Origin of the sequence: Mycobacterium sp. 1245805.9 (assembly GCF_001672915.1) — a bacterium.
Taxonomy (GTDB): domain Bacteria; phylum Actinomycetota; class Actinomycetes; order Mycobacteriales; family Mycobacteriaceae; genus Mycobacterium.
Map to the genome: position 1 here is coordinate 26,281 of NZ_LZKR01000148.1, position 11,039 is coordinate 37,319.

An 11,039-nucleotide genomic window follows, 5' to 3' on the forward strand; every position below is an offset into this window, starting at 1 on the left:
GCGCAACCCTATTCCCGTATCGGAAGGAACCCGAGTCGATCGTAAACCCGCCGAACCGTTTTCCCGGCGACCTCCTCGGCGCGCTGCGCCCCGGCCGCCAGCACCGACTCCAATTCGGCACGGTCCGACATCAATTCGTCGACCCGGGCCTTGATCGGGGCGACGAAGTCGACCACGGCCTCTGCGGTGTCCTTCTTCAAGTCGCCGTAGCCGCGCCCGGCGTACCCCTCGACCAGCTTGTCGATGCCGACCCCGGTGACCGCCGACTGGATGGTCAGCAGGTTCGACACACCAGCCTTGGCCTCGGTGTCGTAACGGATCTCGCGCTCGCTGTCAGTCACCGCGGAGCGAATCTTCTTGGCGGACAAGGCCGGATCGTCGAGCAGGTTGATCAGTCCGGCGTCCGTCGCCGCCGATTTGCTCATCTTCGAAGTCGGGTCGGCCAGGTCGTAGATCTTGGCGGTGACCTTCGGAATGAGCACGTCGGGAACGACGAAGGTGTCCGGGAAGCGGCTGTTGAACCGCTGCGCGACGTCGCGTGCCAGCTCCAGGTGCTGGCGCTGATCCTCGCCCACGGGCACCAGGTCACTGTCGTAGGCCAGCACGTCGGCCGCCTGCAGCACCGGATAGGTGAACAACCCCACCGTGGTCGAGTCGCTGCCCTGGCGGGTGGACTTGTCCTTGAACTGCGTCATCCGCGAGGCCTGCCCGAAGCCGGTGAAGCACCCCAGCACCCACGCCAGCTGGGTGTGCGCGGGCACGTGGCTTTGCACGAAGACCGTACTGCGCGCGGGGTCGATGCCCAGCGCCAGGTACTGCGCGGCGGTGACCAGGGTCCGGCGTCGCAGCGCCTCGGGATCCTGCGGGATGGTGATGGCGTGCAGGTCGACGACGCAGAAGAACGCGTCATGGTCGTCTTGCAGCGCCACCCACTGGGTGATCGCCCCCAGCGCGTTACCCAGGTGAAGCGAATCGGAGGTGGGCTGCACGCCGGAGAAGAGCCGGCTGGATCCGGTAGCGGTGCTCATGATTACCCGATCTTTTCATGGGCAGACCGGCCATTGTTTGCAGTACCGGCGGTACCGCCATTAATGTCGGACGGTATGGGGAGCAACGAGGGGACCCGTCCGCCGATACACACCGGCTCCGGCGAGCCGGTTGTCTTACTGCACCCGTTCCTGCTGTCGCAGGCGGTGTGGGAGGACGTGGCCCGGCAGCTGGCCGACACCGGCCGCTACGAGGTCTTCGCCCCGACGATGGCCGGCCACAACGGCGGGCCGAAGGCCGGCACCTGGTTCCTGTCGTCCGACGTGCTCGCCGACCACGTCGAGAAGCAGATGGACGAACTGGGCTGGAAAACCGCCCACATCGTGGGCAACTCGCTGGGCGGCTGGGTCGCCTTCGAGCTGGAGCGCCGCGGCCGCGCGCGCAGCATCACCGGCATCGCCCCGGCCGGCGGTTGGACGCGCTGGACCCCGGCGAAGTTCGAGGTGATCGCCAAGTTCGTGCTGGGCATCCCGCTGCTGCTGCTGGCCTGGGCGTTCGGGCCGCGCGTGCTGCGGCTGCCGTTCAGCCGGCAACTGGCCACCTACGCGATCAGCGCCAAGCCCGAGAGCGTCAGCGACGCTCAACTGCTCGGCTGCATCGACGACGTCGCGCACTGCCCCGCCTACTTCCAGCTGCTGGCCAAGGCGCTGTTGTTGCCCGGCCTGCGGGAGGTCGCGCAGAACGCGGTCCCGGCCCACCTGGTGATCTGCGAGAAGGACCGGATCCTGCCCGCCCCCCGGTTCAGCCGGCATTTCACCGACCAGCTGCCCAAGGACAGTCACCAGGTCACCAAGCTGGACGGCGTCGGGCACGTGCCGATGTTCGAGGCGCCCGAGCGCATCACCCGGGTGATCACCGAATTCATCGAGGAGCACTGCCCGGTCCCGGGCCGCGAGGAGTCAGCCGGCTAGGGCCTTCTCCAGGTTCTCGGCGATGGAGTTCAGGAACTCCTCGCTGTTCTGGTACTCCTGCTCGGGGCCGATGAGGATGGCCAGGTCCTTGGTCATCTTGCCGCCCTCGACGGTGGAGATGACGACCTCCTCGAGCTTCTGGGCGAACTCGATCACCTCGGGGGTGTCGTCGAGCTTGCCGCGGTGCTGCAGCCCGCGCGTCCAGGCGAAGATCGAGGCGATCGGGTTGGTCGAGGTCGGCTTGCCGGCCTGGTACTGCCGGAAATGCCGGGTGACGGTGCCGTGCGCGGCCTCGGCCTCGACCGTCTTGCCGTCGGCCGTCATCAGCACGGACGTCATCAGCCCCAGCGAGCCGTAGCCCTGCGCGACGGTGTCGGACTGCACGTCGCCGTCGTAGTTCTTGCAGGCCCACACGTAGCCGCCCTCCCATTTGAGGCAGGCCGCCACCATGTCGTCGATGAGCCGGTGCTCGTAGGTCAGGCCCTCGGCTTCGAACTGCTCCTTGAATTCCTCGTCGTAGATGCGCTGGAACTCGTCCTTGAACATGCCGTCGTAGGCCTTGAGGATGGTGTTCTTGGTGGACAGGTACACCGGCCACTTGGCGTTCAGGCCGTAGGCGAACGAGGCGCGCGCGAAGTCGCGGATGGAGTCCTTGAAGTTGTACATCCCCATCACGACGCCGCCGTCCTCGGGGATCGACACCACCTCGTGCACCATGGGCTCGCTGCCGTCGGACGGTGTGAACGTCAGCGTGACGGTGCCGGGCCGGTCGACCTTGAAGTTCGTGGCGCGGTACTGGTCGCCAAAAGCGTGCCGGCCGATGACGATTGGCTTGGTCCAGCCCGGAACCAGGCGCGGGACATTGGAGATCACGATCGGCTCGCGGAAGATGGTGCCGCCCAAGATGTTCCGAATGGTCCCGTTGGGCGACAGCCACATCTTCTTCAGGTTGAACTCGTGGACCCGCGCCTCGTCCGGGGTGATGGTCGCGCACTTGACGCCCACGCCGTGCTTCTTGATCGCATAGGCCGCGTCGATCGTCACCTGGTCGTCGGTGCGGTCGCGGTGCTCCATGCCCAGGTCGTAGTACTCCAGGTTGATGTCGAGATGGGGCAGGATCAGCATGTCCTTGATGAGCTTCCAGATGACGCGGGTCATCTCGTCGCCGTCGAGCTCGACCACCGGGCCCTTGACCTTGATCTTGAATTCGTCAGACATATCGAGTTCGACTTTCTTCTTGCGGCTTTCAGCCCTAGGAGGCTTGCGAAGCTGCTAGCGCTTCGTTGAACGTTTTGCTCGGCCGCATGACTGCAGTCGTCTTCTCCGGGTCCGGGCGATAGTAGCCGCCGATGTCGACCGGCTCGCCCTGCGCCTCGGCGAGTTCGGCCACGATCGCGTCCTCGTTCTTGCTCAACTCCTCGGCCAGCGCGGCGAAGTGCTCGCGCAGCTCGTCGTCGTCGGATTGCCCGGCCAGTTCCTCGGCCCAGTACAGCGCCAGGTAGAACTGGCTGCCGCGGTTGTCGAGTTCGCCGGTCTTGCGCGACGGGCTCTTGTTGTTCTCCAGCAGCTTGCCGATCGCGGCGTCCAGCGTCTTGCCGAGCAGCTTGGCGCGCTGGTTGTCGGTCTTGATGCCGATGTCCTCGAAACACGCTCCCAGCGCGAGGAATTCGCCGAGGGAATCCCAGCGCAGATGATTTTCCTCGACGAGCTGGTGCACGTGCTTGGGCGCCGAACCGCCCGCCCCAGTTTCGTACATTCCGCCGCCGGACATCAGCGGCACGATGGACAGCATCTTGGCGCTGGTGCCGAGCTCCAGGATCGGGAACAGGTCGGTGAGGTAGTCGCGCAGGATGTTTCCCGTCGCGGCGATGGTGTCCTGCCCGCGCACCGCGCGCTCCAGCGTGTAGCGCATAGCCCACACCTGGGGCATGATCTGGATCTCGAGGCCCTCGGTGTCGTGCTCCTTGAGGTACGCCTTGACCTTCTTGCGCAGTTCGACCTCGTGCGGCCGCTCGGTGTCCAGCCAGAACACCACCGTCATGCCCGAGTTCCGCGCGCGGGTGACGGCCAGCTTGACCCAGTCGCGGATCGCTTCGTCGGTGACGATCGGCATCCGCCAGATGTCGCCCTCTTCGACGTTCTGGGTCAGCAGGACTTCCCCGGTATCGAGGTCGACGATGTCGGCGACGCCGTCTTCGGGGATCTCGAACGTCTTGTCGTGCGAGCCGTATTCCTCGGCCTGCTGCGCCATCAGGCCGACGTTGGGGACGGTGCCCATCGTCGTCGGGTCGAACTGCCCGTGGGTCTTACAGAAGTTGATGATCTCCTGGTAGATGCGCGAGAAGGTCGACTCGGGGTTGACGGCCTTGGTGTCCTTCTGCCGCCCGTCGGCGCCCCACATCTTGCCGCCGGCGCGGATCATCGCCGGCATCGACGCGTCCACGATCACGTCGCTGGGCGAATGAAAGTTGGTGATGCCCTTGGCCGAATCGACCATCGCCAGCTCGGGGCGATGCTCATGGCAGGCGTGCAGATCGCGGATGATCTCCTCGTGCAGCGACGCCGGCAGCGACTCGATCTTGTCGTAGAGGTCGACCAGCCCGTTGTTGACGTTGACGCCCAGTTCGTCGAACAGCTCCTGGTGCTTGGCGAAGGCCTCCTTGTAAAAGACCTTCACGGCGTGGCCGAAGACGATCGGGTGGGAGACCTTCATCATGGTGGCCTTGACGTGCAGCGAGAACATCACGCCGGTCTCGTAGGCGTCCTGCATCTGTTCTTCGTAGAACTCGACCAGGGCCTTCTTGCTCATGAACATGGAATCGATGACGTCGCCGTCGCGCAGCTCGACCTTCGGCTTGAGGTCGAGGGTCTCCCCGCCCTTGGTCCGCAGCACCATCTTCACGTTGCGCGCGCGGTCCAGCGTCATGGACTTCTCGCCGTGGTAGAAGTCGCCGTGCCGCATGGTGGCGACGTGGGTGCGCGAGGCCGGCGACCAATCCCCCATGCTGTGCGGGTGCTTGCGCGCGTACTCCTTGACGGCCTTAGGCGCGCGCCGGTCCGAGTTGCCTTGCCGCAGTACCGGATTCACCGCGCTGCCCAGGCATTTGCCGTAGCGGGCGCGAATTTCCTTGTCCTCGTCCGTCTTCGGGCTCTGCGGAAAGTCCGGGATCTGGTAGCCCTTGCCCTGCAGCTCCTTGACGGCGGCGATCAGCTGGGGCACCGACGCGCTGACGTTCGGCAGCTTGATGATGTTGGTGTCGGCTTCCTTCGTCAGCGCGCCCAGTTCCGCCAGGTCGTCCGGCACCCGCTGCTCTTCGGTCAGGTGGTCGGCGAACTCGGCGAGGATCCGAGCGGCCACCGAGATGTCACCGGTCTTGATCTTGATGCCCGCCGGCTCGGCGAAGGCTCGCACGATCGGCAGGAACGCGTAGGTCGCCAGCAGCGGCGCCTCGTCGGTCAGCGTGTAGATGACGGTCGGCTGTTCGGCGCACACGGTCCATCTCCCGGCGTCATTGGTCAGATTTGATGGTTCTCAGCGTTCTGGTTGCCACGTTATCAAGGGTGTTTGGACAGGTGTCGACCCGCAGGCGAGCCGGTCCGCCGGCATCGCTGTTGGCATCTCTGTCGGCAACTCTGTTGGCATCGGCGAGCCGCCATGAGATAGGCTTCACATCGGTCATGAGCGCCAGCGCTAAGCCCCGGCTTGCTGGCCGGCAACCCTCCAACCGCGGTGGGGTGCCCCGGGTGAAAGACCAGGTCTAGTAGCCACAGGCTGCGCGGCAAGCGCGGGTCCGCCATACCGGACCCCTGACTAGAGGGGAAACGTGATGCGCATTCGTCAAGCTCATTCGCGTCGTTTTGTCTGCCGTCGGTAATCCCGACCGCGCACTTCCCGATACCCGAATTCACTTCAGAGAAGAAAGCACACCGCACGTGAGCTCCGAAAACAACGAAAGCAGTCCCGAAACAGACCCCGCAGATCCGACCGCGCACTGGTCGTTCGAGACCAAGCAGGTCCACGCCGGCCAGAGTCCCGACCCCGCAACCAACGCCCGCGCCCTGCCGATCTACCAGACCACGTCCTACGTCTTCAACGACACCGCGCACGCCGCCGCGCTGTTCGGGCTGGAGGTCCCGGGCAACATCTACACGCGGATCGGCAACCCGACCACCGACGTCGTCGAGCAGCGCATCGCCGCGCTCGAGGGCGGGGTGGCCGCGCTGTTCCTGTCCTCCGGCCAGGCGGCTGAGACATTCGCCATATTGAACCTCGCGAGTGCTGGAGATCACATCGTGTCCAGCCCGCGCCTGTACGGCGGCACCTACAACCTGTTCCACTATTCGCTGCCCAAGCTCGGCATCGAGGTCAGCTTCGTCGACGATCCCGACGACCTCGACTCGTGGCAGGCCGCGGTGCGCCCGAACACCAAGGCGTTCTTCGGCGAGACCATCTCCAACCCGCAGATCGACATCCTGGACACCCCCGGGGTCTCCGGGGTCGCCCACGCCAATGGCGTGCCGCTGATCGTCGACAACACCATCGCGACGCCCTACCTGATCCAGCCGTTCGCCCAGGGCGCCGACATCGTGGTCCACTCGGCTACCAAGTACCTGGGCGGGCACGGTGCGGCCATCGCCGGCGTGATCGTCGACGGCGGCACCTTCGACTGGACCCAGGGCCGCTTCCCCGGATTCACCACGCCCGACCCCAGCTATCACGGCGTGGTGTTCGCCGAGCTGGGCCCGCCGGCGTACGCGCTCAAGGCCCGCGTGCAGCTGCTGCGCGACCTGGGGTCGGCCGCCGCGCCGTTCAACGCGTTCCTGGTGGCGCAGGGCCTGGAGACGCTGAGCCTGCGCGTCGAGCGGCACGTCGCCAACGCGCAGCGGGTCGCCGAGTTCTTGGAGGCCCATGACGGTGTGGTGTCCGTGAACTACGCGGGGCTGCCCAGCTCGCCCTGGTACGAGCGGGGAAAGAAGCTGGCGCCCAAGGGAACCGGGGCCGTGCTGGCGTTCGAGCTGGCCGGCGGCGTCGAGGCCGGCAAGGCGTTCGTGAACGCGCTGCAGCTGCACAGCCACGTCGCGAACATCGGCGACGTGCGCTCGCTGGTGATCCATCCGGCGTCGACCACGCACGCCCAGCTCAGCCCCGAGGAGCAGGTGGCCACCGGCGTGACGCCGGGGCTGGTGCGGCTGGCCGTCGGCATCGAGGGCATCGACGACATCCTGGCCGACCTGGAGCTCGGGTTCGCCGCGGCCCGCAAGATCGGGGCCGGGGCGGCCGACCCGCAGGCCGTGGCGGCGTTCTGAGGGGTTTCGACATGACGATCTCCGACGTCCCGACGCAGACGCTGCCCGCCGAAGGCGAGCTCGGCCTCGTCCACATCGGCTCGCTGACCACCGAGAGCGGTGCGGTGATCGACGACGTCTGCATCGCGGTCCAGCGCTGGGGCGAGCTGTCGCCGACGCGCGACAACGTGGTGGTGGTGCTGCACGCGCTCACCGGCGATTCGCACATCACCGGGCCCGCCGGACCCGGGCACCCCACGCCCGGCTGGTGGGACGGCGTGGCCGGGCCGGGAGCGCCGATCGACACCGACCGCTGGTGCGCGGTGGCCACCAACGTGCTCGGCGGCTGCCGCGGTTCCACCGGCCCCAGCTCGCTGGCCCGGGACGGAAAGCCGTGGGGCTCAAGGTTTCCGCTGATTTCGGTGCGCGACCAGGTGGAGGCCGACGTCGCCGCGCTGGCCGCGCTGGGCATCGACCGGGTGGCCGCCGTCGTCGGCGGATCCATGGGCGGCGCAAGGGCTTTGGAGTGGATCGTCGGCCACCCCGACCGCGTGCGGGCCGGGCTGCTGCTGGCGGTCGGCGCGCGCGCCACCGCCGACCAGATCGGCACGCAGTCCACGCAGGTCGCGGCCATCAAGGCCGACCCGAACTGGCAGGGCGGCGACTACTACGAAACGGGCCGTGCCCCAGATGCCGGGTTGACCATCGCCCGCCGCTTCGCGCACCTGACCTACCGCGGCGAGGTCGAGCTGGACACCCGCTTCGCCAACGACAGCCAGGACGGCGAGGATCCGGCCCCGCCAATTGGCGGCGGCCGGTATGCGGTGCAGAGCTACCTGGAGCATCAGGGCGACAAGCTGTTGGCCCGCTTCGACGCCGGCAGCTACGTCGTGCTGACCGACGCGCTGAGCAGCCACGACGTCGGCCGCGGCCGCGGCGGCCTCGAACGCGCTCTGCGCGGCTGCCCGGTGCCGGTGGTGGTCGGCGGCATCACCTCCGACCGGCTCTACCCGCTGCGGCTGCAGGAGGAGCTGGCCGAGCTGCTGCCCGGCTGCTCCGGGCTGCACGTCGTCGACTCCATCTGCGGGCACGACGGGTTCCTGGTGGAGTCCGAGGCCGTCGGCGAATTGATCCGCGAGACGCTCGAGTTGGCGGACTCGGCCGATCGGGGTCGGCGGTGATCCGCTCCAGCCAGGAACGCTCGCTGTCGTTCGGCTCAGCGGCCGCCGCCTACGAGCGTGGCCGCCCCTCCTATCCGCCGGAGGCCATCGACTGGCTGATCCCGCGCGGCGCGCGCCGCGTGCTGGACCTGGGTGCGGGCACCGGCAAGCTGACCACCCGGCTGGTGGAGCGCGGCCTGGACGTGGTGGCCGTCGACCCGATTCCCGACATGCTGGAGGTGCTGCGGTCTTCGCTGCCGGAGACCCGCGCCCTGCTGGGCACCGCGGAAGAGATTCCGTTGGAGGACAACAGCGTTGACGCCGTGGTCGTCGCGCAGGCGTGGCACTGGGTGGACCCCGAGCGGGCGATCCCGGAGGTGGCCCGGGTGCTGCGGCCGGGCGGGCGGCTCGGCCTGGTGTGGAACACCCGCGACGAGCGAATGGGCTGGGTGCGCGAGCTGGGCGAGATCATCGGCTCCGACGGCGACCGGGGCCGCTTCGACGTGTCGCTGTCGACGTCGTTCACCGAGCCCGAGCGCCATCAGGTCGAGTGGACGAATTACCTTACGCCGCAAGCGTTGATCGACCTGGTGGCCTCGCGCAGCTACTGCATCACCTCGCCGACCGAGGTGCGCAGCCGCACGCTCGACGAGGTGCGCCAGTTGCTGGCCACCCATCCCGCGCTGGCGAATTCGAACGGCCTGGCGCTGCCCTACGTCACCGTGTGCATCCGGGCGGCGTTGGCCGGGTAGTCCGTTCGCGTCACCCGAAGAGGTTCGGCAACGGGGGCAAGCCCTGCAGCACCCCTTGGGAGAAGTACGGGCCGGCGTTTGGTGTCAGGGACGAATAGCCGTCGTTGACGATCGGCTGCAGGAACGAGTTGAGGTTGTCGACGATCGGCTGCGGGACGCCAATCTGCTCAAGCGGCAACAACATCGGCAGGGTCGGCGACGGGACCATGTACGTGGTGATGGTGCCGCCCAGGGAAGTGGTCGTGCTGGACAGCTGCACCGCGTCGGACATCGAGGCCAGCGATGTGGTGTTGTGGTGGTAGATCCCGCCGGCCAACGCGTTCACCCACGCCGGGATGTTCCAGGGCCGGTCGGGCGGATTGCCGAAAAAGTCGTACTGGCCGAACACCACGCTGACGTCGTACTGGGTGTTCGGCAGGCCCTGCGCCGTGTAGTCGACAAACGGCACGGTCACCCCGTTCGGCAGGTAGATGTGAAACAGGCCGGTCTCGGGGCCATTGAACAGGGCGAACTGCAGGGCACTGTGCGGCGGGGCGGTCGGGTCGGCGGCCAGGGCGGCCAATTCGCGGTTGACGACGAGCGTCCCCTCCGACAGCGCGGCGATGCGCACCGGGGCACCGCTGCCGTTGGCGAAGGCGTTGAAGATCTGGTCGTTGAGCGCCTGCTGCCCCATGGCGAGGGCCTGGTTGACGCCGGGGGCGGCCAGGCTCCCGCTGATGAGGCCGATGCTGGCCGGGTAGTTGACCACTTGCGGGGTGGTGCCGGGGAACCAGTTCTCGCCGATGGCGTGGTTCAGCAGGTCGTACCCCTGCAGGATCGACACGGAGAGTGGCCCCGGGACGCTGCCCGCGTAGACCAGCTGCCCCAGGTACGGCAGCCCGGTGATGAAGTTCGGGTAGTACAGCGGTCCCGCGCCGGGCACCGTGATCCGGGTGCCTGCCGCCGCGCCCGGGGTCAGCGGGCCGCCCAACAGCGTCTCGGCCGTTGCGATCTCGGTGGCCAGATATGTGCCGGCGTTGGCCGCCAGGGTGAGCGCGAACCTTTCGTGCAGCTGCGCCGCCTGCGCGGTGATCGCCTGGAATGCCTGGCCGTGCGCGCCGAACAACCCGGCGATGCACGTCGACACCTCGTCGGCGCCCGCGGCCAGCAGCGACGTGGTGGAGTTCGCGGCCGCGGCGTTCGCGGCGTCGACCGCCGACCCGATCCCGGCCAGATCCTCGGCAGCGCTCGACAGCCATTCGGGCGCGGCGAGGACGTACGACACCCGGTGCCTCCTTGCCCCCGATCGGTGGCTGTGAGGCTACTCGCGGCCACCACGCTAGGCGTGGCTTTCGTCGTCCTCGTCGTCTTCGCCGCGCAGCATTCGTTCGGGGTGGTGGAAGGAGTTGGTGCGGGGTTGGCCGCGGTCGAGATGCGGTGGGGGGATCCATTCGGTCTCACCGTGGGTGTTGGTGCGGGTGGTCCAGCCCTCTTCGGCGAGCCGGTTGTCCGGCCCGCAGGCCAGGGTGAGGTCGTCGATGTCGGTGCGCCGGGTGGTCGTCCAACCGTGGGTGTGGTGGACCTGGCTGTGGTAGGCCGGGGCGTCGCAGCCCGGTTTCGTGCACCCACGGTCTTTGGCGTAGAGCATGATGCGTTGCGCGGGTGAGGCCAGCCGCTTCGTGTGATACAGCGCCAGCGGTTTGGCGTCATCAAAGAGCGCCAGGTAGTGATGCGCGTGACCGGCCCAGCGGATCACATCCGACATCGGCACCAGGGTGCCCCCGCCGGTGAGGGGCCTTGCCGGTGGCGGCCTCGAGCTCCTTGAGTGTGGTCATCGCCACGATCGACACCGGTAGCCCGTTGTGGCTGCCCAGCTTTCCCGAGGAGAACAGGGCCCGCAGCCC

The 11,039-nt window shown here is 67.6% G+C and carries 8 protein-coding genes, 1 pseudogene and 1 riboswitch; of the genes and pseudogenes, 4 read left to right on the forward strand and 5 right to left on the reverse strand.

The window, feature by feature from the left end; genetic code table 11:
* Positions 1-8 precede the first annotated feature (8 nt).
* Positions 9-1,028, reverse strand: coding sequence for a tryptophan--tRNA ligase (trpS, locus tag A9X00_RS19705; protein ID WP_067157156.1), 1,020 nt, complete (start codon positions 1,026-1,028; stop codon positions 9-11).
* A 75-nt stretch (positions 1,029-1,103) separates the two neighbouring features.
* Here trpS and A9X00_RS19710 point away from each other — a divergent pair, with 75 nt between their 5' ends.
* A complete protein-coding gene (locus A9X00_RS19710; protein WP_067157160.1) occupies positions 1,104-1,958 on the forward strand; it encodes an alpha/beta fold hydrolase in 855 nt (284 codons plus the stop codon).
* Here A9X00_RS19710 and A9X00_RS19715 read toward each other — a convergent pair.
* Positions 1,947-3,176 carry an NADP-dependent isocitrate dehydrogenase gene (locus A9X00_RS19715; protein ID WP_067157163.1) on the reverse strand — a complete coding sequence of 410 codons (1,230 nt, stop codon included), beginning with the start codon at positions 3,174-3,176 and terminating at the stop codon, positions 1,947-1,949. The genes A9X00_RS19710 and A9X00_RS19715 overlap by 12 nt on opposite strands.
* Before the next feature lie 34 nt (positions 3,177-3,210).
* Positions 3,211-5,451: an NADP-dependent isocitrate dehydrogenase gene (locus tag A9X00_RS19720; protein WP_067157166.1), complete on the reverse strand. Its 2,241-nt coding sequence runs from the start codon at positions 5,449-5,451 to the stop codon at positions 3,211-3,213.
* Between the two features lie 181 nt (positions 5,452-5,632).
* Positions 5,633-5,750: riboswitch (SAM riboswitch) on the forward strand.
* A gap of 141 nt (positions 5,751-5,891) precedes the next feature.
* On the opposite strand from A9X00_RS19720, the gene A9X00_RS19725 reads away from it, so the two are divergent.
* The 3 genes from A9X00_RS19725 to A9X00_RS19735 are packed head-to-tail and all read left to right on the forward strand — an operon-like array spanning position 5,892 to position 9,156.
* Positions 5,892-7,265 (forward strand): bifunctional o-acetylhomoserine/o-acetylserine sulfhydrylase, encoded by a 1,374-nt coding sequence (locus A9X00_RS19725; RefSeq protein ID WP_067157169.1) that lies wholly within the window; start codon positions 5,892-5,894, stop codon positions 7,263-7,265.
* Positions 7,266-7,276: 11 nt separating this feature from the next.
* A complete protein-coding gene (locus A9X00_RS19730) occupies positions 7,277-8,425 on the forward strand; it encodes a homoserine O-acetyltransferase (protein WP_067157172.1) in 1,149 nt (382 codons plus the stop codon).
* A complete protein-coding gene (locus tag A9X00_RS19735) occupies positions 8,422-9,156 on the forward strand; it encodes a class I SAM-dependent methyltransferase (protein WP_067157175.1) in 735 nt (244 codons plus the stop codon). The genes A9X00_RS19730 and A9X00_RS19735 overlap by 4 nt, the downstream gene beginning before the upstream one ends.
* Before the next feature lie 10 nt (positions 9,157-9,166).
* On the opposite strand, the gene A9X00_RS32540 is transcribed toward A9X00_RS19735, so the two are convergent.
* Together A9X00_RS32540 and A9X00_RS19745 are read right to left on the reverse strand one after the other, a co-directional pair.
* The gene (locus A9X00_RS32540; protein WP_067157178.1) at positions 9,167-10,420 is read right to left on the reverse strand and encodes a PE-PPE domain-containing protein; all 1,254 of its coding nucleotides are present in this window, start codon (positions 10,418-10,420) and stop codon (positions 9,167-9,169) included.
* Between the two features lie 54 nt (positions 10,421-10,474).
* Positions 10,475-11,039: pseudogene (locus A9X00_RS19745) on the reverse strand (DUF222 domain-containing protein); the annotation flags it as partial.